This window comes from Steroidobacter agaridevorans, from assembly GCF_009932555.1.
Classification (GTDB): domain Bacteria; phylum Pseudomonadota; class Gammaproteobacteria; order Steroidobacterales; family Steroidobacteraceae; genus Steroidobacter; species Steroidobacter agaridevorans.
On the sequence record NZ_BLJO01000004.1, the window covers coordinates 612745 to 634905 of the forward strand.

At 62.4% G+C, this 22161-nt stretch carries 20 protein-coding genes; 7 read left to right on the forward strand and 13 right to left on the reverse strand.

The window, feature by feature from the left end:
* The first annotated feature begins 35 nt into the window (after nt 1-35).
* The gene (locus GYH35_RS17405) at nt 36-995 is read left to right on the forward strand and encodes an alpha/beta fold hydrolase (RefSeq protein WP_161811176.1); all 960 of its coding nucleotides are present in this window, start codon (nt 36-38) and stop codon (nt 993-995) included.
* Here the strand turns inward: GYH35_RS17405 and GYH35_RS17410 are convergent.
* Complete coding sequence (locus GYH35_RS17410) at nt 910-1944, reverse strand: hypothetical protein (protein WP_161829070.1); 1035 nt, start codon at nt 1942-1944, stop codon at nt 910-912. The two genes, GYH35_RS17405 and GYH35_RS17410, sit on opposite strands and share 86 nt — an antisense overlap.
* A gap of 35 nt (nt 1945-1979) precedes the next feature.
* The gene (locus tag GYH35_RS17415; RefSeq protein ID WP_161829071.1) at nt 1980-2576 is read right to left on the reverse strand and encodes a TonB family protein; all 597 of its coding nucleotides are present in this window, start codon (nt 2574-2576) and stop codon (nt 1980-1982) included.
* A 172-nt stretch (nt 2577-2748) separates the two neighbouring features.
* Between GYH35_RS17415 and GYH35_RS17420 the strand changes: the two genes are divergently transcribed.
* From GYH35_RS17420 to GYH35_RS17440, 5 genes are all read left to right on the forward strand, one after another.
* Nucleotides 2749-3498, forward strand: coding sequence for a class I SAM-dependent methyltransferase (locus tag GYH35_RS17420; protein WP_202624381.1), 750 nt, complete (start codon nt 2749-2751; stop codon nt 3496-3498).
* A gap of 155 nt (nt 3499-3653) precedes the next feature.
* Nucleotides 3654-6713, forward strand: a complete 3060-nt coding sequence (locus GYH35_RS17425; protein WP_161829072.1) for a sensor histidine kinase — start codon at nt 3654-3656, stop codon at nt 6711-6713.
* Nucleotides 6710-7351, forward strand: a complete 642-nt coding sequence (locus tag GYH35_RS17430; RefSeq protein WP_202624382.1) for a response regulator — start codon at nt 6710-6712, stop codon at nt 7349-7351. Before GYH35_RS17425 ends, GYH35_RS17430 begins: the two co-directional genes overlap by 4 nt.
* Before the next feature lie 122 nt (nt 7352-7473).
* On the forward strand, nt 7474-7893 hold the full coding sequence (locus GYH35_RS17435; RefSeq protein ID WP_161829073.1) for a winged helix-turn-helix domain-containing protein: 420 nt from the start codon (nt 7474-7476) through the stop codon (nt 7891-7893).
* 28 nt (nt 7894-7921) lie between these two features.
* The gene (locus GYH35_RS17440) at nt 7922-8437 is read left to right on the forward strand and encodes a hypothetical protein (RefSeq protein ID WP_161829074.1); all 516 of its coding nucleotides are present in this window, start codon (nt 7922-7924) and stop codon (nt 8435-8437) included.
* A gap of 24 nt (nt 8438-8461) precedes the next feature.
* On the opposite strand, the gene GYH35_RS17445 is transcribed toward GYH35_RS17440, so the two are convergent.
* From GYH35_RS17445 to GYH35_RS17465, 5 genes are read right to left on the reverse strand one after another with little or no spacing between them, the layout of a single operon-like run.
* Nucleotides 8462-9727, reverse strand: coding sequence for an outer membrane beta-barrel protein (locus GYH35_RS17445; protein ID WP_161811182.1), 1266 nt, complete (start codon nt 9725-9727; stop codon nt 8462-8464).
* An 11-nt stretch (nt 9728-9738) separates the two neighbouring features.
* Nucleotides 9739-11169 (reverse strand): lipopolysaccharide biosynthesis protein, encoded by a 1431-nt coding sequence (locus GYH35_RS17450; protein ID WP_161829075.1) that lies wholly within the window; start codon nt 11167-11169, stop codon nt 9739-9741.
* Complete coding sequence (locus tag GYH35_RS17455; protein ID WP_161829076.1) at nt 11169-12362, reverse strand: acyltransferase family protein; 1194 nt, start codon at nt 12360-12362, stop codon at nt 11169-11171. The genes GYH35_RS17450 and GYH35_RS17455 overlap by 1 nt, the downstream gene beginning before the upstream one ends.
* Nucleotides 12359-13270, reverse strand: coding sequence for a glycosyltransferase family 2 protein (locus GYH35_RS17460; RefSeq protein WP_161829077.1), 912 nt, complete (start codon nt 13268-13270; stop codon nt 12359-12361). The genes GYH35_RS17455 and GYH35_RS17460 overlap by 4 nt, the downstream gene beginning before the upstream one ends.
* A 2-nt stretch (nt 13271-13272) precedes the next feature.
* On the reverse strand, nt 13273-14136 hold the full coding sequence (locus GYH35_RS17465; RefSeq protein ID WP_161829078.1) for a glycosyltransferase family protein: 864 nt from the start codon (nt 14134-14136) through the stop codon (nt 13273-13275).
* A 68-nt stretch (nt 14137-14204) separates the two neighbouring features.
* Between GYH35_RS17465 and GYH35_RS17470 the strand changes: the two genes are divergently transcribed.
* Complete coding sequence (locus GYH35_RS17470; RefSeq protein WP_161829079.1) at nt 14205-15116, forward strand: glycoside hydrolase family 16 protein; 912 nt, start codon at nt 14205-14207, stop codon at nt 15114-15116.
* Between the two features lie 25 nt (nt 15117-15141).
* Here the strand turns inward: GYH35_RS17470 and GYH35_RS17475 are convergent, their stop codons facing one another.
* Genes GYH35_RS17475 through epsF form a run of 6 tightly spaced genes read right to left on the reverse strand, consistent with a single transcriptional unit; the run spans nt 15142 to nt 22146 of the window.
* Nucleotides 15142-16122, reverse strand: coding sequence for a phosphoribosyltransferase family protein (locus tag GYH35_RS17475; protein WP_161811188.1), 981 nt, complete (start codon nt 16120-16122; stop codon nt 15142-15144).
* 13 nt (nt 16123-16135) lie between these two features.
* Nucleotides 16136-17338 carry a glycosyltransferase gene (locus GYH35_RS17480; protein ID WP_161829080.1) on the reverse strand — a complete coding sequence of 401 codons (1203 nt, stop codon included), beginning with the start codon at nt 17336-17338 and terminating at the stop codon, nt 16136-16138.
* A gap of 35 nt (nt 17339-17373) precedes the next feature.
* A complete protein-coding gene (locus tag GYH35_RS17485) occupies nt 17374-18537 on the reverse strand; it encodes a glycosyltransferase (RefSeq protein ID WP_161811190.1) in 1164 nt (387 codons plus the stop codon).
* Nucleotides 18538-18539: 2 nt separating this feature from the next.
* Nucleotides 18540-19808 (reverse strand): hypothetical protein, encoded by a 1269-nt coding sequence (locus GYH35_RS17490; protein ID WP_161829081.1) that lies wholly within the window; start codon nt 19806-19808, stop codon nt 18540-18542.
* The gene (locus GYH35_RS17495) at nt 19801-20679 is read right to left on the reverse strand and encodes a polysaccharide biosynthesis tyrosine autokinase (RefSeq protein ID WP_161829082.1); all 879 of its coding nucleotides are present in this window, start codon (nt 20677-20679) and stop codon (nt 19801-19803) included. The genes GYH35_RS17490 and GYH35_RS17495 overlap by 8 nt, the downstream gene beginning before the upstream one ends.
* A 36-nt stretch (nt 20680-20715) precedes the next feature.
* A complete protein-coding gene (gene epsF, locus GYH35_RS17500; protein WP_161829083.1) occupies nt 20716-22146 on the reverse strand; it encodes a chain length determinant protein EpsF in 1431 nt (476 codons plus the stop codon).
* Nucleotides 22147-22161: the final 15 nt, after the last annotated feature.

A 22161-nucleotide genomic window follows, 5' to 3' on the forward strand; every position in this document is an offset into this window, starting at 1 on the left:
TAGAATGGCCGAGCCTGACGGACTAGGGGATGTCCATGCGAGCTGCTCTTCTCGTCGTGTTCCTTGCGGCCGTCATTGCGTCGCAGAGTGTCAGGGCGCAGCCTCAGGGGCAAGCACATGAGACCCGCGTGCCGGTTGGCGATGTCTCACTGTATGCGCGCGCCATCGGACAAGGCCGGCCGGCCATCGTGCTCCATGGCGGGCCTGATTTCGATCATGCTTATCTATTGCCGGACCTGGATCGGTTGATGGACATCTTTCAGCTCATCTATTACGACCAGAGAGGGCGCGGGCGATCCGCGGAGAATGTTCAGCCGCAGAACGTCACCCTCGCTTCCGATATCCAAGACATCGACAGCGTGCGCCGTCACTTCGCGCTGAACGCTCCCGTTCTCTTCGGACACTCATGGGGCACAGTGTTGGCAGTGGAGTACGCGCTTCGCCATCCGACACATGTGTCCCATCTGGTGCTGATGAATCCGGCACCGGTCTCGGCGCGAGATTTCGCCCTGCTGCGCGAGGCGTATCTTCGCAAGATTGGCGCATCCATGGACCGACAGCGCGAGATCCTCGCCAGCGCTGAATATAAGAATGGCGATCCGGAGGCCGTTGCCGCCCGCTATCGGATTCACTTCACGCCAGCACTGCGACGGCCCGAGGATTTCGAGAGGCTGATGACGATCATGAAGGCGCAGTTCGTCAATCAGGGAAGCGCAGGAATCATCAAGGCGCGGGCAGTCGAAGATCAACTCATGCGGGATACCTGGCAAAACCCCAACTATGACTTGCTTCCCAAGCTGCGCGCGCTGCCGATCCCGACGCTCGTGGTCACCGGCGACCACGACTTCATCCCTGTCGACATTTCCGAGCACATCGCGCGTGCGGTCCCGAACGCCAAGCTCGTTACGATCAAGGACTGCGGGCACTTTGCGTATCTCGAGTGCCGCGACGCCGTTCGGCATGCACTCGAGGAATTCTTTCGATCTGCGAAGTGAGCGCTGCGCGCCTGTTTCGACAGTCAACACCTGCCGCCCCCAGATCGTCACCCTCATAGCAGGGCGGCCCGAGCATCGAGCTCAATGCCGGCCGAAGCATCATCAGATGGCTTTCTCCAAAGACGACCAGCACGTTGTCGCGCGCATTCAAGTGGCGCGCGATGATCTCGAGCAGGAATTCGTCGCGTACGCGTCCGATTGCCTCGGAGATCTTGTTGGTGGCATAGCGCCCGTCGGCCAGCGGTCCACCTTCCTCTAGCGTGAACGACGCGTCGAAGGGTTTGCCGTTGGTTCGTTCATACCATTGCGCCCAACTCGCGTAGCTCGATAGAGGGTCGGCGGGCGCCTGGAGCCGCGAGCGGCTGCGCTCCAGCTCTGCTTCGATGAGCTGTTTCGTTCGGCTGTCGTCCGGGCCGGTGATTTTTTGCTCGCGCACCCATTGAGGCACGGACCGCAACGTGTAAAAGCCGACGAGATCTTGCAATGTGAAGCCTCGAGCCAGGACGCGATCACGGACCTCGGTGTCATCCGGCTCGCCGCCCCAAACGACCGCTCCGTGATCGCGCGCGCCGCGGACCGTTGGAACGATCTCGCCACTTTCGACGAATCCGTCGATCTCTCTTTGGTTCTCGACCCAGCGGAACAAGCGCTCGGCATTGGCCCCGTGCGAATAGGGCGGGCCTTCCGCGATCACGGTGTCGACGTGGAACGAAGCATAGGCCTGCTGGATCAGCCGGAAGGTCAGGCTGTCGGTGCGGGTCGCATGCTTGGCTCCGACGAAGATCAGGCTCTGCCCTCGCCACGAATACACTGCCGCGAACGCATCGTCAGGCTGAGCAGCCCTTAGCTGGGTCGTCCACGGCGTAATCTTTTCAGGAGCTGGCTTGACCACGGCCTGGCAGGCCGGGAGGAACAGGGCTGAGGCGAGGATGACCAGACTGTTCCGCACGCAGCCCTCCATGGTTCGGCCCGATCAACCTCAGCTCACTTCGGTTCGGAGCTCGCGTTCGCCGTAGCTCCGTCACGCCTGAAGTAGAACCGTACAAACATTACCCGCCGATCGTCCAGCTTCGCGGGCGTGAATGTCCATTTCTTTGCTGCCTCGAGGGAGAGCCGCTCGAAGTACCGGCTCGGGCCGGGATCATCCGCGGCAGCGGCGATAACCCTCCCTTGCTTATCGAGGGTCACGCGAACGATCACCCTGATCGTGCCGCGGATCGTATCCAACGCACTTTGCGGAACGTCCGGGACTACTTCGTTGAGGACTGACGGCGGAGCATCGGGCTGTTGCGGCACTTCGGGCTCGACCGGCTTCGCAGGTGTTGGCGCTGGCTCGGCGGCGACTGGCGACTTCGCGATGGTTGCGGGCGGAGGAGGCGGATCGGATTCGAGGCTGCCGATGCCAAACCAGCCCACCAATACGGCGACAACGAGCCCGGCAACTACCAACTGCGCGCCTCTGCCGAATCGTCGCGCCGGAGCCGGAGGCGGAGCAGGCTCTTGCGAAACCAGCTTGATGCGGATCACCAGCCGGTCGGTCGACGGCGTATCTGAGGGGGTTTCGATTGCCGGCTCAGCCATTGCCGAGATGGCCCGTTGCCGAACGGGCAAAAAAAGCAGAGTCTGTGGAATTCGCGGCCAGCATTTCGAGTCTATCGGTGGCAAGCAAACAAGGCGCCTTTATCCTAGATCCAGGCGTCGCGCGCAATCGGATAGTCACTGACCTGCGCTCGCAAAGTGAGATTACGCACCGATGAATCATGTCGATGAGATGACCGAACGCATGCTCGATGACGCAGGCATCGGACCGGGGATGCGAGTGCTCGATATCGGCTGCGGCCCGGGTGCGGTTTCCTTGATGATCGCACGCCGCGTTGGCGGCACGGGCCATGTCTTTGGCGTCGATCAAAACCCCCAGATGCTCGAGCTGGCCCGACGCGCGGCACGCGACGCCGGGCTGTCGAACCTCACCTTCATCGAAGGCGGCTTCGATGTCGCATTTACAGAGCGTGGCACGCTCGATGCGGTGGTGGGCCGCCGCGTGCTCATGTATCAGCCCGATGCGTCGCTAGCCGTGGCGCAACTCGTGGATGCGATCCGCCCGGGAGGCGTCATTGCGTTCCATGAGCACGACATGGTCGCGATCAGCGATAGCTCGACGGCGCTGCCGCTGCACGACCGGGTTCGCTCATGGCTCCGGGAAATGCTTCGCCTGGAAGGGGCCAATCTGCACATGGGCTTCGGGCTTCATTCGGCGCTCTCCGTTGGCGGCCTAGCGGTTCAACGTGTGCGCGCCGAGGCGAATGTGCTGACGCCGACATCCACCTATCCGGTGGGTGCGATCATCCGCTCGGTGCTCCCACGTCTGCAGCACCTTGGCATCACAACCGAGGCCGAAGTCGATGTGGCCACCCTCGACGCTCGGCTGGCTGCCGAGCGCAGGGAGCGGAATGCAACCTGCCTGTGGGAGATGGTGTTTTGCGCCTGGGCGCGCAAGCAGTAGAGCTACCCGAAAGGGTAGAACCAAGTTTACCTCCCCGTGTAGTGCACCGATTGCTCTGGGGATCGTAAGCTGAAAGGAGGCGGCCAGCATGCTGGAGACCAGCCATCCACTGAATGTGACCAATGCTCGGGCATGGCTCGGGTAGCCGGGTTTCAATGTCGAGTCGCGCACCTCACATTTTGATTGCAGCAGTCTGCTGGCTGTTCCTGGGCGCGGCCGCAGCCGCTGCGCCTCGCAGCGCCGATCAGTTCTATCACACGCAATGGACGACGCAGGACGGAGCGCCGCCGGGCATTCAGACCCTGGTGCAGACAGCGGATGGTTACTTGTGGATGTCGAACGGCGCCGGCCTGTTTCGTTTCGACGGCGTACATTTCGAGCGCATTTCGCGCGTGGGCGGACAGGAGCTGCTATCGGCCAACATCAGCACGCTGTGGGCCGCCGAGCGTGGCATGTGGATCGGCTATCGCTTTGGTGGCGCAACTTATATGGAGGGAGACCGCCTCACTCATTACCCTGCCGGCGAGGGATTGCCAGTCGGCACGACGCTTCGTTTCGCGCCGGATGGCTCGGGATCGCTGTTGGCCGCGACGACGACCGGCTTGTTTCGGCTGGTCGACGGCAAATGGAGTCCGCTGGGCAACGAATGGAACATTCCGGCCAGCAGATTCTACGAAATAGCCAGCGACAAAGCGGGAACGATATGGGCCAGCAGTATCGAGAATGTCTGCAGGTTTCTCCGCAGGGGAGCGCAACGGTTTGAAGATTGCACTGTCCCCGATAAGCAGGCACTCAGTTTCCTTTTGCCCAGAGATGGCGCGGTCTGGATGATATCCAGGACGCAGCGTGACGCGCTGATACTGCAAGCCACGACCGATGGCGCCAGGCTCGTCATCGAGGGAATTGGTAACGAGGACCACACGTATTCCTTCGCGCAAGCTCGGTTCGACCGGCAGGGTCAACTCTGGCTGGCCGGCGAACAAGGGGCCCGGCGGCTCGATGTGTCGGTTGCTGCAGCGACGGCGCCCGGTCAGTCGGGGAAGGCTGCTCGCGAGCTGCATGCCAGGGAGCTGAACGGCGATCGGATCGTGCCTCTCACAGGCCGGTATGTGTCGGCCATCCTCGAAGACCGGGAGGGCAGCATCTGGTTCGCAACCAGCGGCGGACTCGACCAGCTGCGCGCTCCGGCTCTGTCGCGGGCCGACCTGCCTTCCGGCTCGATGACTTACGCAATTGCGCCGAGCCACGACGGCGCGGTGTGGATCGGCACCAGCTCGGAACAATTGTTTCGGATTTCGAGTGACTTGCGCCAGACGCCGGTCCCCGCACCGGCAGGCGAGTACGGTTGCTTCTACCTCGACCCGAAGGGCGACCTGTGGATCGGCTTGCGGAATGAGATCTGGCAGTTGCATGCGGGCCGATGGCAGGCGTCCAGACTCCCGATCGCACAGCGCTCGCGAACGGCGCCCGGTGAAATTCAGTCCATGGCCATGGATACGACCGGGGCCATGTGGGTATCGGTGGTCCGGGTCGGCGTCTTCAAAGTCGTTGGCGATGAGTGGACTCTCTGGGGCGGTCGTACCGATCTGCCGCCGGAGGCCGCAACCATCGTCGCCGCGGACGAGCGCGGGCGCGTGTGGTTTGGTTATGTGGATGGCAAGGTCGCCGTGCTCGACGGCGATCGGGTGACGACCTTCACGTCGAAGGATGGATTGGCGGCGGGTACTGTGTTCGCGATCGTGCCGCGCGGCGCCAACGTCTGGATCGGCGGCGAGCGCGGCATGTTTCATTTCGATGGACAGACTTTTCGTCCGATCCGGCGTGCCGAGGGGGCCTTCGCAGCGATCTCGGGCATCGTCGAGCTAGATACTGGCGACCTGTGGCTCAACACCGGCGATGGCGCCGTGCGCATCGAAGCGTCCGAAGCCCGCAATGCGTTGAGCGATCCATCGCATGTTGTGAGTTACAAGCTGCTCAACTATCTCGACGGCATGCCGGGTGTGCCGTTCGTCATCCGGCCGCTGCCCACCGTCGTGGTCGACAAGCAGCAGCGCGTGTGGTTCGCCACCAGTGATGGTGTGGCATGGACTGACGCACAGCCGCGCGTGCGTAACGAAGTCATTCCTACCGTGCTCGTGAAATCGGTTCGCGCGGATGGCGGCACCTATCAATGGACAGCGTCGCAGCCGTTGCAACTGCCGGTGCGAACCCGCAATCTGGAGATCGCTTATACCGCGCTCAGCCTCGCCATTCCCGAACGAGTGCGGTTCAAGTATCGGCTCGAAGGCAACGACTCCGGATGGCAGGACGTCGGCACCCGCCGCGAAGCGTTTTTCAACGATCTGCCGCCGGGAAAATATCGCTTCCAGGTGATTGCTTCGAACAACGATGGCTTATGGAACGAAACCGGCGCCGCGCTGGAGTTCGTCATTCCGCCCACGTTCGTGCAAACGCCCTGGTTCACTGCGCTGCTGGTGGGGTCGGTGCTGGGAATCGTCTGGCTGGCGTTCGCGATCCGCTTTCGCCACGCCAAGGCTCAACTGCGCTGGCGGCTCGAAGAACGCCTGGTGGAGCGCGAGCGAATTGCGCGCGAGCTGCACGATACATTTCTGCAGGGCGTGCAGGGATTGATGCTGCGGTTTCAGTCCGCGACCGAGCGCATTCCGAAGCACGAACCGGCGCGGGCTTTGATGGAAGAAGCACTGGATCGCGCCGACCTGGTGCTGGCGGACGGCCGCGACAAGGTGACGAGCCTGCGCTCGTCTTCGCAGACATCCACGAGCCTGCCCCAGGCGCTGAGTGTGCTGGGATCCGAGCTTGCGCAGGACTACACGGCGACCTTCGAACTTTCCGTCGAGGGCGAGGAATGCGACCTGCACCCGGTCATTCGGGAAGAAGCGTTCCGCATAGGCGCCGAAGCGCTGGCAAATGCGTTCCGGCATGCTCAGGCAACCCGCATCCAAGTGCGTATTTCATACACGCGTCGGGCCCTGGTACTGCTGGTGCGCGACGATGGACGAGGCTTCAATACCGATCGCTCGCAGATTCCAGCGGGCCATTGGGGATTGAAAGGCATGGAAGAGCGCGCGGCTCGCATTCGAGCCCAACTCACTTTATCGAGCAGCGCCAGCCAAGGGACGAGTGTCGAACTGAAGGTCCCCGCCAGGATGGCGTTCAAGTCAGGGCGCAGCGTGCGCAGGATCAGTGAAACGTGACCACCGAACACGACGACCCACGGCCGATCACAGTATTGGCGGTGGATGACCACCCGCTATTGCGAGACGGGATCGCATCGGCGCTTTCCAACGAGCCCGATATGAAACTGGTGGCGGAGGCCGCCGACGGGCGCGCGGGCATCGAGGCGTATCGAAAGTTTCATCCCGATGTAACGCTCATGGATCTGCAGATGCCCGGCATGGGCGGCCTCGAAGCGCTGCACATCATCCGGCAGGAAGATCCGAACGCCCGCATCGTGGTGCTGACGACGTACAAGGGCGACGCGCAGGTGTTGAGTGCGTTGAAGAGCGGAGCTTGCGGCTTCCTGCTGAAAGGAACATTGCGCAAGGAGCTGCGCGAGACGATTCGCGCGGTGCATGCCGGGCAGCGCGTGATTCCTCCGGAGGTCGCCATGGAGCTGGCCGAGTTCGCCGGCGAGAGTACGTTGTCCACGCGCGAAGTGCAGGTGCTCAAAGGCGTCGCGCGGGGCAACTCCAATCGTGAGATCGCAGATCAGCTCAGCATCACCGAAGACACCGTCAAGGCGCACATGAAGAGCATTCTGCTCAAGCTCGGCGCGAAGGATCGCACTCATGCAGTCATGGTCGCGCTGAAGCGGGGCATTCTCGAAGTCTAGAGTAATTGCGCGCTTACCATTTCGGGTGACCCCGAAATGGGTACTACAAAGTGGCGATGCGACGCGATGCTCCGATATGTCATCGTGCTCCTGCTTTCGACGCAACGCATGGGCAATCAGTCATGACTCAGTTACTCGCCACCGCCAGCCGCTCGACCTATCTGCCTCGTCATGAGCCCGGCGAGTGCATCGGCTTCGATGCTTTCGAGTTGTTTCCCACCGCCCGCGTCCTGAAGAGATATGGAATGCCGCTGCCGCTGGGAAGTCGCGCTCTCGATATCCTCGTCGTGCTCGTCGGTAGAGCGGGGCAGGTCGTCTCGCATCGTGAGCTGATCTCCAAAGCTTGGCGGGGCCTCGTGGTCGACCAGGGCAATCTGCGCGTGCAGATCAACGGGCTGCGCAAAGTGCTGGGAGAGGGCGCGGCCGGCGCGCGCTATATTGCCAACGTTCCCGGCCAGGGGTATTGCTTCGTCGCTGCCGTCGAGCGATTCGGTGCGAGCGGGCCGACAGTTTTGCCGCCGCTGGACTATGCGCTACGATGAGGCGCGCACCTCATTGACCGGAGGCAAAATGCTCAAACGCACATTTTGCATTGTTCTCATGGGCTGCATCGCCGCGCTCGGAGCGGGAGCGGACGAGGTGTCCGGCCTGTCGGGGACCTATAAATCGGTGTCCGAACGCAGCAACGATATTGCGCAGGCGATCGACAAGGCCGTCGAGAAGATGAACTTCATCAAGCGGCCGATCGCGCGCGGGCGACTGAGCCGGACCAACTTTGCTTACAAGGAGATCCGTATCGAGTTCGGCGCCAGCGAGGCCGTGATCACGTACGACACGCAGGCTGCGATCCGCATGCCGCTCAGTGGCGAATCGATCAAGTGGAAGCGCGCCGACGGCGAGGTTTTCGATGTTTCCGCGAGGCTCGAGGGCGGCAAGCTGATCCAGACCTACAAGGCCGAGGACGGCACGCGCGTGAACTCGTTCTCGAAAGACGCGAATGGCACGCTGCTTCTCAACGTCGAAGTGTCGAGCGAGCAGCTGCCGCAGCCAGTGAAGTACATGCTCGAATATCGGCCGGCATCGTAACCTGCTTACGACGCCGGCCTTACATCAGAACACGCTCCAGCGGAGCGCGATGCCGGCGACCTGCGCGTCGTAACGACGGTTGACGCGATTACTGTCGCGGTCGCTGCCGCGATAGCTCAGCTCGATGGCGAGCTGGTCGCGCGGCTTGTAGGTGAACGTGAACAAGCCGGTCAGCACATCGTCATTGCGCTGGCCGCCGACCAGGTCGAGGTCGCGGGTGTTCAGATATTCCTGATCTTCGTACGAAGCCGTCAGCGAGAAGTTCAGCTTCTCGGTCGGGCTCCAGCTCGGGGCGAGGCTGTAGCCGTCGGAGATGAAGTAATCCGATTCGACGTCGGTATAGGCCTTCAGCTCGCTCCAGGCGGAGAACAACATCTGGAATTTCTCGCGCGGCTTCCAGTCGATCTCGGCGCGCCAAGTGTCGCCCGAGTAGCGGCCTTCCGGGTCGACGGGCCGTTCGCGCTCGACGTAACCGGCGCTCACACGAAACTGCGTGCGAACGGTGGCGGTGTAGGTGAAGCGGGCAAGGGCCGCGTTCTCCTCGTAGTCGCTGGTCGACGCGTCGAAGCCAGGAGCGACGATGGCGTTCGGAAACTTCGCGTCGATGTAGCGGTACTCGACGCCGAAGGAATGAAACGACGGCGTCGCGTAATCGATGCTGACGCGGCCCACGTCGGCTTCCAGATTTTCGTTTTCGCGAATGTTCAGTCCGTGCTCAGTCTCGATGCGCCCGCCGCTCGCACTGATCGACCAGCGCGGGCCGAGTGCCCAGCGCACCAGCGCCGAGTAGTTGGTGCTCTCGATGATGTCGCGTTGTGTGCCCAGCGTGTTGGCGAAGTCGGCCAGCGTGCGGTTGTATGAGCCCGACAAACGACCCGACAACGCAGTGAGCGCGCGGAAATCCCACGCGGCCGACGCGTCTCCACCGGTGTAGTCGAGATAATCGTTGTCCTGATAGCGCGCATCGTAGACCCGACCCTTGAGGCGCAACGTTTGCTGGCCCAGGTGGAAGTCGTTGCCTACGCCCACGGTGATGCGATTCACGTAGTCCTCGCGCGATACTTCGCGCGGAGTCGCGTTCGGATCGGTCGGATCGCCCGGGATCACGTCGGTGTCGTTGGTCTCGGCATCGCGGAACAGATTGTCGTCGTAGAGAAACTGTTCGGAGAGATAGAGGTGCTCCTCTTTCTTCTCCTGGTCAGGCTGCGCCGCCAGGGCGGCATTGCAAAGCACGGTGCTAACCGCGGCCAGGCACAAAGTGTTGCGACGAAGTGTTCCCTTCGAAGTCATTTGTTCCCCTCCTAAGCTTTCTTCATGAACAAACGGAGCACGTCACGGTCGGACGGCATCAGATGGATGCGCGTGAGTGCCAGGAATATGAGGCCGCCGCCGGCGCTCAGCGTCAGCAGACGGACCAGCGGCGGAAACTCCACGGCCCGCAGCTCGACATCGGCGAAATAGAGCAACGTCGCCATGATCAACGCCTTCGCGATCGAAGGCAGGATCGCGCCGAGCAGCCGCGGCACGGTCTGTTGCAACAGATGCAGCAGTACGCCAAGCGAGATCGCCGCGTTGATCAGTGTGACGACGAAATAGGCAGCCGCGAGACCAAGCAGCCCCCACTGCACGCCGGTGATGAAAGCCGTGACGTGCAGAATGCTGCTGATCACTCCGAGGCGCAGCAGCAGGTCGGTGCGGCCCACCGCCTGGAATACGACGCCGCCGGCGCTCACCAGCGACTGAATGAACCCGATCGGCGCGAGCCACATGATCAGCGCTGCGACCATGCCCCACGAATCGCCGAGCGCCACGTCAACGAACGGTTCACGCAGCACGAACAGCCCCGCCATCATCGGCGCGGTAAAGAACGAAATCACCGACAGCAGGCGCAGGTGCATGGTGCCCAGCTCCTGCGGAGAATGCTGGTGACGGCTCATCATCGGAAACAAGGCGCGCGTCGCGACGAACGTGAGGTTCTGCAACGGGAACAGCATCACGCGATACGCGAGCGAGTAGGGTCCCAGAGCCGCGGGCCCGAGCATGCGGCCGATGATCATCGTATCGGCATTGCGTGAGAAGTAGTTCACCAGGTTGAAACCAAACAAGCTGCCGCTGTAGCTCCACAAGTCCTTGGCATGGTCGGAGCTCCAGCCCCATTTCATCTTCGCGTCCGACGCAATCCAAAACTGGATCGCCGAGAGCACCGCGACCGTCAATGTCTGCAGCACCAGAGCGTAGGGCCCGGCGCCGAGATACGCGGACACCACGGCGACGGTGAATCCCGTCAGCAGCGCGACTATTTCGATGCGAGCAACGGTTGCGAACTGCGACGCGCGCTCCAGCAATGCCTGATGCACCGTCGTGGCGCTGAGAAACGGAAACGACAGCGCACTCAGCTGCACCAACGGTGCGAGCCCCGTTGCTTGGAAAACGTGTTCGGCAACGAACGAAAAGCCGAACAGGCACACCGCGAGCCCCAGGCCGATGAAACAATTGGTCCAGTGCGCCGTCAGCACGGTCGCCTCATCCAGCGTCTCCCGCTGGATGATCGCGGACGCCATGCCCATGTCCCGCAGCAGCAATGCGAAATTCGTGATCGCGAACACGATGGCGACCAGGCCGAAGTCGGCCGGCGTCAGCAATCGGGACAGGACCAGCAGGCCCAGCAGCTGCACGCTGATTCGCGTGACCTGGATCATGCCGACCCAGCGCACATTACGAACGGCGGACATCAGCGCTCCTGCTGGCTGGCCGCGGTTGCGCTGCCGGCAACCAGATCGGCCGCGACTGGAACGGTCGATTCGCTGGCTCGCGGCGCCAGGGCGCGCTCGAAGTTCGGACGCAGCCAGCGGCCCACGACTCGATAGTGACGTTCGAATGCCAGATACAACAGATAGGCGCAGCCATGGGCTGCGACCACGGCGATGGCCACATTCACCCAGGTGCTCTCGGTCTTTACATGTTCCAGGACCAGGATTAGGACGGTGTTATGGATCAAATACAAACTGTAGCTATATGACGCCAGGAATTTCACCGACCCACGCAGCAGGGACGGCGCGCGCTGTACGCTGATCAGCAGTGCCAGCACCCCGAACATAATCATGGCCATCAACAGCGCCGTTTGCAGATCGAACGGCTGAAAGCCAACCTTGCCGGCGCGCCCGACCAGCGCGATGACGCTGAATGCCGTCACGGCCGTGGCGACGCTGCGAATGTTTGCGTAGCCATTGGCTCGCCACAGGTGAAACAGATAACCGGTGATCGCGCCCAGCAGCCAGATCAAGCTCAGCGATTTGCCGCCGCCCGCCGCTGCATTCCAGATCAGCACGGGCACTGCGACTGCCACCAGCGCCAGGCCCAGCCATCGATCGATGCGCTCGCGCTTGAGCAGACAGAAAAAGAACAGGCCCATGGACACGTAGATCCACATCTCGATCGCCACCGTCCAGAACGGCTCCGCGGAGTTGTATGAGCGGATGCGCCACGGGAAATCGATGCCTGCGAACTCGAGGCCCTGAAACACGGCGTGATCCTGCAGCAGCAGCAGATTGCCCAGGAAAGTGAGCACGCCGGTGTTCGTGCCGCCCTGGCTGTGATTGGTGTGGATGAGCGTCAGGTTGAGGATCGCGATCAGGATCAATGCCGGCAGGTACGGCGTCATGATGCGAGCGACCCGATCGGCGAGGAAGCCGGGCAGACGCGGCTCCGGCTTGTTCAGCCAGTTCAGCATCGACTGCATGATCAGAAAGCCGGACAACAAAAAGAAGATCGCGACGCCCAGGTTGCCGAGGCTGTAGGGATCGCGAATGCCCAAATACAGCGCCATGACATGCGCGGCGATGACCAGATTGGCGCCGGCTGCGCGCAAGGCGTCGAGGTAGGTCGACGCCATTTCGCTCATGGCATGGCCGTCAGCGGGCTTCACGACCTGGCTCCGAGGCGTGCGCGCAGCGCGCCGTAATTGCGCATGCCGAGGCTGTGTTTCAGCAGCAGGCTTACCGCATTCGGCGGCGGCAATGCGCCGGAGAACACAGACAACGCCAGTCGCCATGACCAGCGCAAGGTACCGGCCGCGCCGGGTGTCGGTCCGACACTGCGAATCTCCAGCCCCAGCTTTTGCGCACGCGTGAGCCGCGGATGGGCGTTTAGAAACGTCTGCATGACCGTTGGGTCCGGGTTCGAGCTGACGCGTTTCGGGTTGCCGACGTTGCGCCACTCGACCAGCGGCTGCGGACAGAACGTCGCGGCGATGCCGGCTTCGTCCAACGTGAGCACGAAGTCGAGGTCCTGAAAGCGGCGCAGCCGTTCGTTGAAGCGACACTTCGTCAGCAGATGCCGGGGCACCATGAGGGTGCTGGTCTGCATGATGTTGCCGGCCTTGAGCATGTAGTCCGCCAGGCTCTCGCCGATGAACGGCTCGCGCTTCGGCAGGATGTGCTTCTCGTCGTACTCGTTGACCTGCTCGACGGCGCTGAAACAAAACGAATCGCGCGTCTGCGTGCGTAACAGCATCATTTGATTTGCGAGCTTGTTCGGCGCCCACAGATCGTCGGCGTCGAGAAATGCGACGACGTCGCCGGTCGAATGGTCGATGCCACGATTACGCGCAGCGCCGCCGCCGCCGTTTTTCGGGCTGCGCACGATCAGCAAGTCGGGGCCCGCGACCGCTTCGGCTCGTTGAATCGTGTCGTCCTTGGAGACGTCGTCGACGACGACGATCTGCGTCGGACGCAACGTCTGCGCGCGCGCCGTGGCGATGGCCTGTTGAATCGTGTTCCTCGCGTTGTAGGCGGGAATCACGACCGACACGGTTTTGAGTGAGTTGTAGTTCATATTCAGGTTGCCAGGTGCTGTTGCATCGCTGGGTAGGTCAGCGAGGTCGCGAACGAGCCGCCGCTCAGATGCGCCACTTCGTAAGGCCGATCTTTACGAGGACCCGCAAGGTGAATGACGGAAAGCGGACGATGCGGCGCCGTCGGCTCGCAGAGCAGCTTCTGTTCGGCGTTCCAGACCGGACAGCTCAGATGCGGCAACCAGTTGAAGCGCGCGGGCAGGAGCGCCGTCGACAGATTTTCGAGATGAATCGCCGCGAACAGCGCGTGCTGATCCATGTTCACCTTGCCGGTACGCTCCAGCGCTTTCGTGTAGTAGCGCTGCCACTGTTGCCAATGTGGCGCCGTGTCTTTGAGACACAGCACGCCGATGTTGATACTGGTCGCGAACGAGCAGCGCAGGCCGTCGAGCACGCCGAACGAGGCGACCATGTTTCCCGCCCACCACTTCCAGTCCGTGAATGTTTTGCGATATCCCGGACCGTTCTCCGTCACGACGGCCGCGCCGCGGGCACGCGCGCCTTCGGCATAAGCGGTAACGAACTCGGGCGTTTGCATCCACGCGTCGGCGTCGAACCACAAATAAATCTCGTAGCCGGGGAAGTAGTCGCGCAGCGCTGTGCGAGCCACGAGGCCGATGTTTCGCAACGTGCGCGCTTCTTGCGGCACGGGCAGTGTCCACTGCGGTTCGACTATCTTGCAGCCGAACGCGCTCAGTTGTGCGCGTTGAGCCTCGGTCAGTCCTTGATCGATGATGCCCATGTCCAGCGCACGAGTTTCCGCGTGCGCGCGCAAAGAGCTGATCGCCGCAATGATCCAGGGAAAGAAATGAGCGTCGCCGCCCGTGATGATGATTTCCCTGCTCAAGCGCATGCTCCTATTGCCAGTCGGCGGCCAGATCGTGAAGATGGCCGGGAAGAATTCGAGAGGTGACGATGAGCATCATCGCTCTTGCAGCGGCGGCGGCCACGGCTTGTACTGCATTGTTGGGACCGCCCATCGATCCGGCGCGGCCTTACAAACAAACCGGCGAGTTCGAGCTGGTCAAGGATTACACCTTCGGTCGCAGTCGCAAGGATGCGACCATCGATACGCGCGCCAAGCTCGATCAGGAATTTTTCTACCGTTACATCTATGAGAACGGCAAGCTCGACGGGCTGAAGACGTACTGGTCGTACCATCGTGACTATCCCGACGGCGACCCGCGCTCGCTGCATGTGTTCGATGACTGCACGCTCACATTGAAAGGGCGCATTCCGCCGGGCGGCGGCTTGAAGCCGCGCGGCCTGGAGTCGGGCATGTTGCGTGGCAAGCTGCCGGTCACCGACGGCATGTATATCGAGATGCGAGCGAAGCTGCCGACGGGCGTTGGCGCATGGCCGGCGTTCTGGTTGAATCCCGGCGTGCAGTATCCAGATGGCAAATTCTCCGAGCTGCCGTGGCCGCCGGAAATCGACATCTTCGAGTTCTTCAACTGGCAGGGCCGGCCGGAAACGCGCGTGATGACCGGCTACGTGCAGACCCATAAGAATCCCGAGCGCTACGGCCCGCCGAAGGATCTGTGGACCAAATTCAAGAAGAACGAGTACATCCCCGGCTTCGATTTCTCCGCCGACTTCCACGTGTTCTCGCTCGACTGGGTCAAGGACCAGCCGATCTGGTTGCTCGACGGCGAGCCGATCAAGCAGACGTACTACGTCTGGAGCAAGCCGGTGCCCGCGCACATCCTCGTGACCAATCAGCTCGGAATGATCCTGAAGGGTGTCGACGTTTCTTCGATGAAAGCCGACGAGTCGCAGTGGAACTATGCGATCGATTACATCCGTGTGTGGCGACGGAAGCAGTGAGGAGTTGAGCGGCGGCACGTTGCACTCACGCCCCGCGAACGGGAGTTCTGGAGGATCGCAGCTGCTGTCGAACCCAGCCCTTCGCGCGCCCTAGCGGGGCGCGCAGCCGCCAGAGCGCAACCTTGGCCGTCGCCGTGAGGTGAGATGCGCCCGGCATCACCATGGTCATTGCGTCGATGCAGAGCACGGGCTTGCCCGCGCCGGTGGCGATCTCGTGCGCCTGGCCGATCTCGCTCTCATAGAACATCGTCGCGCCCGTTTCGCGATACACGCGAATCTTGTGCGAGCAGTGCGCGCCTTGTCGGATGCGCTCGGCGCGGCTCGGCAGGTCGACGAGGTGCAGCTGGCCGTAAGCAATGTTGTTTGCCGCCAGCCAGTCCTCGGTGAGGCTGCGATATTTCTCGAGACGGGCAGTCACGATGTGGCCGATCTTCAAGGTCGGGCGGAACAGCGGGCGCGCGGTGGCGAGGAATTTCTCGTAACGCGGACCGTCGTCGTTCTCGTACGCTGTCGGGTCGACGCACAGCACGCCGTCCATGTCGAAGCAGGCGGTCTCCACGCAGGCGTGATGAAACGCGTTCCACTCGAATAGCCGGGGCAGCGGCATCGTGATGAAAGAAACATCCACGCTGCTCTTGTGCGACGGCGCGACCACCGCGGCGCACGTCGAGACGCGGCCCGAGTAGCCTGACTCCTGAATGCGTGCGACCGCCTTCTGCATCGAACCACCGGTCGCAATGCTGTCGTCGACCAGCAGGATGTGCTGCGCCTGGCGCAGCGAATTCAGTGCGATGCCGAGTTTGCGCGTGTGACCGTGGCTGATGTTGCCGTCGGCGATGAAGGTATCGATGTCGCAGACCAGGCGATTCAGGAACAGCCCGATCTGATACGCGGGCACCATGCCACTGCGCGGGATGCCGACGATCAAATCCACATCCGCCGGAATCGCATAAAGTTGCGACCGGATGGCGTTGGACAGCTGGGCAAATGAAACGTAACCGAACATTCAGCGCTCCTGCTCAGGCGCTCGCGGCGGCGGCGGTGGCCGACGAGCGTGCGGGGGAGTTCGCACGCGCCTTCTGCAACTCCGCGATGCGCTGCTGTAACTGCAGCCCGCGGTCCTCCCATCGATACAAGGTTTTCGCCTGCTCGAACGCGGCCGTCTGCAAGCGATTCAAATGCTCCAGACGGTCGATGTGCTCGACGATGGCGGACGTCAGACCGGCAAAATCGGTGCTGGTGATCAAATCCTCGCGCAGCTTCGGGGGCAGGCCCGCAGCGGCGGCGTCGACAGTCGCCACCGGGACGCGGCCGAAAATGTAATCCAGGAACTTCAGCTTGAAGCCGCCGCCGATCAGCTCGGGAACGATGGCGATGCGCGCCTGCGCCAGGAACGGCGCGAGGTCTTTGACAAAGCCTTCGAAACGCGTCGCACGGCTGGTGGCGAGCAGTGTTTGTTTCAGGTCATCGGGCACATCGCCGGCGACGACCAGCTCGATGCCGTGCGCGGCGAACTGGGCGTCGGCGTGCTCGACGAAGCGGGCGAGGTTTTCGCGCTTCACGACCCACTGGAACGAACCGACGATAACCGCGCGGCGCGGAACCGAAGCATCGATGACTCGCTCGGGCGCAACGGCGCCCTCATAGCCAGGCGTCAGCGTGAGCGTGTTGTTATCGCTGCGATGAGCCCGCAGTGCCTGCTCGTCTTCGATGGTAATGGCCGACACCAGGTCGACCTCGCGCAACAGCTGACGTTCCAGGCCGCGAACCTTGTAGTAGTTCTGCCAGAGCGCCAGTCGCTTCGGCAAGCCGGCTTCGGCTTGCCTGGCCATGGAATGCCACAACACTTCTTCGTGATTGTGAGAAACATGGACCAGGATGGCTTTCGCGCCCAGTTTCGTCGCGCGATAGGCTTTGCAACGATCCAGCGCCCAACCGGCGCCGTAGCTGTCGAAGACGATCGCATCCCACGGCTCACGCAGTTGCTCTTCGAGCAGCGCACGATATGCGCTCGTCGAATCGACGGCCGCGGTCAGCGGAAAACGATTCAACAAGGCGACGGCGGTGTTCCGACGATCGCCCGGGACAGAAACCCATTCCATGCGGGCACGGTTCTTCGGCGTGGCTTCAGTGCTGCCAAAGCCGAGCACGCGCACGAACGCACCGGCCTGGGCCAGCGCTTCGGAAAGTTTTGCCGAGTACACCTTCAACCCCTCGTTCATGGGGTAGGGCACGTGCCGGCTGATCCACAAACATCTCATTCGGCGACCTTGCGTAACGAGGCGACCGGCGTCCAGGTCTGGAACCGTTCGCCACGCACCGATTTCCAGACACCCAATCCCGCGCCCGCCATGCTGGTGACGATGTCGACGATCTGCGAGAACGGCTTGATCGCGTAACGGGCGCCGAGAATGAAACCAATAGAGCAGGCAGCAACCAGCACCACCGCGGCCCATGAGTAGCCTGCAACCGCCAGCGCAGCGACCGTGAAGACGCCGCTGAGCGCGAGGAAATAAATGCACAGCCAGCGCAACAGCTTGTGCGACACGTATTTGTAGACGGTCACGACGTTGAGCTTTCGGATGTGCGGCCAGATCAGCCGATGCACATTGAACGCCTGGCAAGCGATGCGGGCCTTGCGGCCGAATTCGTCGGACGCGTTGCTCGCCGACTCTTCGAAGGCGCGCGCGTCTTTCGATTGCACGATGCGATAGCCCTGGATCAGCACCCAGAACGATACGAACATGTCGTCGATGATGTGATCGGGCGGCGCCTTGTGCAGCGAGCGGCGGATCGCAAACAAAGATCCATCGGCGCCCATCACCGAGCCTGTCTCCTGCTCGAGCCGCTTGATGCCTTCTTCCAGGCGCCAATAAAGCGAGCCGGTCGACGCGGTCACCGAAGCGCCGCCGTTCGTATAGATGAGATTGCCACAGACGCAGCCGATCTCCGGATCCTCGAAGGAGGCGCGCAGCTTGTCGAGCACTTCCATGTCCAGCATGACGTTGGCGTCCGTAAACAGGATCACATCGCCCGTGGCGCGGCTCGCCAGCAGGTTCATGCCATAGGTCTTGCCATGCCGTGCAGGCGAGACATGGAAGTTGATATGCGGCGCGTAGGCGCGCAGGCGCTTGGCGGTCTGATCGCTGGCCGCGTCCACATAGATAAGAATCTCCAGGCCCGGTTCGCGCTGCTTGAGCGCCAGCAGGTTCTGCAGCTTCTCGCGGATCACGCCTTCCTCGTTGTACGCGCACATGCAGATCGTGAAATCGATGTGCCGTTTGCGGGCCGGCAGCGGCGGAGCGCGATGCGGCCACAGCTTCTTCATCAGATTCAGCGACAAGGGATAGGTGACGAACGGGTGCTGAGCCAAGCCCAGGCAGATCAACGCCAGCACCAGCAGGACGAGTTCGAGTGACATGGTCATATCCGTTTTCTCGCTGGCACATTCGACGTGACCAGCTGCACCTTGCGCGTGGAAGTCAGCACCAGCAGGCCAAGCGCCAGGCCATGCGAGAACGGCACATACATGCCGTTGAGCAGGAAAGTGAGTGCGATAGCCACGCTCACCATGCGCGGCAGGGGCGAAGCGAACAGGCTGCTGAAAATGAACGCGAAGTAGGTGAACGCGCCGACCAGCCCGAATTCGAAGATCATCTTGGTGACCGGCATGTCGGCCACCTCGATGGTGAAGAGGTGCGCGTAATCCATGAACGCGCCAGCGCCGTAGCCGAATAAGGCGCGCGGCAGGTTCGGCCACAGCATCTCTTCGAACATATAAAAGCCGCCGACGAAGCGCGCGAAGCCGCTCGAGTTCGGATCGCTGAACTCGTTGGCGCGGTTGGCGATGAAGTTCAGGCCCAGCATCTCGCCGAACACCAGCACCGCCGCGGCGGCAAGCACGCCGAGCAGTGCCAGATCCCAACGGCGATGGAGGAGCACGACGAACGGCATGCAGATCAGCAGGATCGCGATGCCGGTGCCGGCATGCGCCACCAGGATGCCGGCCACGTACAGGCCCAGGGGCCACAGGCGCCGTGTCGTGACCGATTCGGCGACGATGGCCACCGCCAGGAATTGAGTCAGGAACGACGGCTCCAGCATGAACATGCCGGTGGCGCGGACCTGGGTCGAGTAATAGCTGACGGTGCCCTGGGCGTTGAAGCCTTGCACGATGAAATCCGGCGGCAGCAGGTTGTCGATCGGATACAGCAAGGCGTTGTCGACGATGCCTTGCAGGAAGTACTGCGCGACCGCCAGACAGGCGAGCAGCCGGGCGATATATAAGAAGAACGTGAGCGCCTTCGGGACGAGCTCGTCGCCGCGGACCACGACCAGCACATAAGGAATGTGCAGCACCGCCAGCATCATCAGCGAGTCGAGCGAGAACATGCCGGCCTGCAACAGCTGCGGCAGAATCAGCACGGCGAGCGTAATGCAATAGAACCCGAGGCGGCGCGGCTCGATGCGCACGCAATTGTTGAGCATGCCGAACGCGAGCACCAGCATCATCAACGGAATGGCGATGCCGATGCCTAAGCTGGCGTAGCCCGGGATGCCGAACTTCGACAACAGGCTGGCGCACGCGATCGGCGTGCACAGCAGGAGCAGGGGCACGAAATCGCTGTGCTGATGTGCTCGCGGCGCGACGTGAACGCCGCCAATGTTGCCGATTGCCGTCGTTTCAGCCACTGATCACAGTGCCCAGCACGTGGGTCAGGTTGGGATCGAGCTGCGCCTTCATGCGGGCGATGTCGATCAGGCGCGTGCTGTCCCTGCGCGTGCCGAGCACGCAGCCGCGGGCGCGGGTCGCGATGATCTGGCCATCGGCGAACTCGAGCAGCGGCGGCGTGTCGATGATGATCACGTCGTAATAGCCGGACATCTCATCCAGCAAGTGGGCGAACGGCAGACGGCTCAACAGCTCCTGCGGATTGGGCGGCGGCGTGCCGGCCGTCAGCACATTCAAACTTTCGAACTGGGCAATCTTGCGCAGCGCCTTTTCGGTGCGCGTCGCGCCTTTGATCAGGTCGGTGAGGCCGTCGCATTCGCCGAGGCCGAACAGATGATGTTGGACCGGGTCGCGCAGGTTCGCGTCGATCAGCAGTGTGCGTTCGCCGAGCTGGGCAAATACGATCGCGAGATTCGCGGCCAGCACGCTGCAGCCTTCGCCGCTGCGGGCGGAGCAAACAGCGAGCGTGCAGTCATGCTCGCCCATCCAGCGCATCAGCAGCTGGCTGCGCAGCGTGCGCAAACCTTCGGCGTACTGACCGAACGGCTCGTAAGCTGCCGCGAGCAACGGCGACAGCGCCGACTCGCCGATGCGAGCGATCGGATAAGTGAACTGCTGTGCCAGAGCCGAGCGCAGCTCGCCTTCGGTGATCAGCTTCATGGACACAGCGACCTTGCCGAACGGCTCGCCGCGATCCACGTGTGCGGCCAGCACCTTTTGCAGATCGGCTTCCGAGAGCGCACCCATGTTCAACAGGATCTCGCCGATGCGAATGCGCGGGCGGCTGACCCGAGGCAGGCGGCGGGATCTGGGTTCGACAGCGGCGTCCATTACGGGCGTCCTCAATGGCTCGATCTCGGTTGTTACTCAGTTCGCTGGCGCAACGCCAGGCTGCAGTTTCAGCTGGCGACGCACTTCGCGTTTGCGATGACGGCGCGCGCCTGCCGGGAGTGCCGGCAATTCCGCAAGCACGGGCAAATCGGTGAACTCGACCAGGTCCTGCGCCGAGCGCAACCGCCGGTTGCAAACTTCCAGCGTGAAGATCAGGCCGATCGCGAGCGCGATGCCGGCGAACAGGCCGACCGCGAGATTGAGCAGGATGCGTGGCGACGCCGGCAGCAGCGGTGGCGTCGCTGCATTGAGCACGGCGACGTTGGTGCGATCGACGCGGCTTTCCAGCTTGGTCTTGTTCGCCTGCTGCAGAGCTGCGTCGTAAGCGGTGCGGGCGCTCTCGATGTCGCGCGTCAGCACCGACAGCTCGTCCTGCGAGCGCTTGAGCGCGATGATGCGGTCCTTTTGTTCTTCCAGCGCCTTCTGCACGGCGCCGACTTGACGACGGGCCACTTCGGCGCTTTGCACCAACGAGCCGCGAGTCACGCCGATTTCGACGTTGAGCTTGGATTTGAGGGCGGACACTTCAGCGGCCGAAGCGATGTACTGCGGATGATTCACGCCATAACGCTCGCTGACCTCGGCGAGCTTGGATTCGGCGCGCGCCAGCTCCTGCTTCAGATTCTGAATCGTCGGGTTCTTCATCAAATCCGGCAGCGAATCGAGCTGATCGCTGTTCGTGATCTGCTGGCTGCGCGCGTTGGCATCGAACATCTGCGCCTGCACGGCGACCAATTGATTGGAGATTTCCTGCAGACGGGCGTTTTCGACGTCCATGCGAGCCGCGTCGACGCCGAGCACGCCGTGATCGGCCTGATATTTGGACAGCCGGGTCTGCGCGGCCACCAGCTCATCGCGCAGCTGCGCAACCTGCTGTTCGTACCAGGTGACCTGGCGGCGAGCCGGATCGACCTTCAGCTCCAGGCTGGTCTGGATGTAAGCGTCGGCGAAGGCATTGGTCATGGCCGCCGACTGCACCGGGTCCGGGCTGCTATAGGAAATGCGGATGATGTTGCTGCTGCGGGCGGTCTTCGCGTCCACGTTGCGCAACAGGTTGTCGACCAGCCAGGAATTCAGATCGGTCGTCGAGCCGCTGTCGCGAAAGCTCGCCACCACCTCGGGATTGGTGGCCAGGCCCATCTTCTCGATCACCTTGTGCGCGACATTGCGGCTTTTGATGATCTCGGTCTGGGTGGACAGATGCGTCGGCACCAGCATCGGCGCCAGCGCCTGTTCCTTCATCGGGTCGCTGCCTTGCAGGTCGACCACCAGCGCCAGCTCCGCCACATATTTCTTCGGCGACAGCAGGCTGATGACGGCCACGCCGGTCACCACCGCCAGCACGACGATCGTGAACAGAAACGCGCGTCCGCGCAGAACTCTCAACATTTGAGCGAGGCCCATCATAGTGCTTCGTTCCTG

Coding starts and splice junctions, on each gene's coding strand:
- GYH35_RS17405 (WP_161811176.1), top strand. CDS start 36: ATGCGAGCTGCTCTTCTCGTCGTGTTCCTTGCGGCCGTCATTGCGTCG.
- GYH35_RS17480 (WP_161829080.1), bottom strand. CDS start 17,338: ATGAACGAGGGGTTGAAGGTGTACTCGGCAAAACTTTCCGAAGCGCTG.
- GYH35_RS17460 (WP_161829077.1), bottom strand. CDS start 13,270: ATGAACTACAACTCACTCAAAACCGTGTCGGTCGTGATTCCCGCCTAC.
- GYH35_RS17435 (WP_161829073.1), top strand. CDS start 7,474: ATGACTCAGTTACTCGCCACCGCCAGCCGCTCGACCTATCTGCCTCGT.
- GYH35_RS17450 (WP_161829075.1), bottom strand. CDS start 11,169: ATGTCCGCCGTTCGTAATGTGCGCTGGGTCGGCATGATCCAGGTCACG.
- GYH35_RS17425 (WP_161829072.1), top strand. CDS start 3,654: ATGTCGAGTCGCGCACCTCACATTTTGATTGCAGCAGTCTGCTGGCTG.
- GYH35_RS17470 (WP_161829079.1), top strand. CDS start 14,205: ATGAGCATCATCGCTCTTGCAGCGGCGGCGGCCACGGCTTGTACTGCA.
- GYH35_RS17485 (WP_161811190.1), bottom strand. CDS start 18,537: ATGTCACTCGAACTCGTCCTGCTGGTGCTGGCGTTGATCTGCCTGGGC.
- GYH35_RS17440 (WP_161829074.1), top strand. CDS start 7,922: ATGCTCAAACGCACATTTTGCATTGTTCTCATGGGCTGCATCGCCGCG.
- epsF (WP_161829083.1), bottom strand. CDS start 22,146: ATGATGGGCCTCGCTCAAATGTTGAGAGTTCTGCGCGGACGCGCGTTT.
- GYH35_RS17420 (WP_202624381.1), top strand. CDS start 2,749: ATGAATCATGTCGATGAGATGACCGAACGCATGCTCGATGACGCAGGC.
- GYH35_RS17445 (WP_161811182.1), bottom strand. CDS start 9,727: ATGACTTCGAAGGGAACACTTCGTCGCAACACTTTGTGCCTGGCCGCG.
- GYH35_RS17495 (WP_161829082.1), bottom strand. CDS start 20,679: ATGGACGCCGCTGTCGAACCCAGATCCCGCCGCCTGCCTCGGGTCAGC.
- GYH35_RS17415 (WP_161829071.1), bottom strand. CDS start 2,576: ATGGCTGAGCCGGCAATCGAAACCCCCTCAGATACGCCGTCGACCGAC.
- GYH35_RS17475 (WP_161811188.1), bottom strand. CDS start 16,122: ATGTTCGGTTACGTTTCATTTGCCCAGCTGTCCAACGCCATCCGGTCG.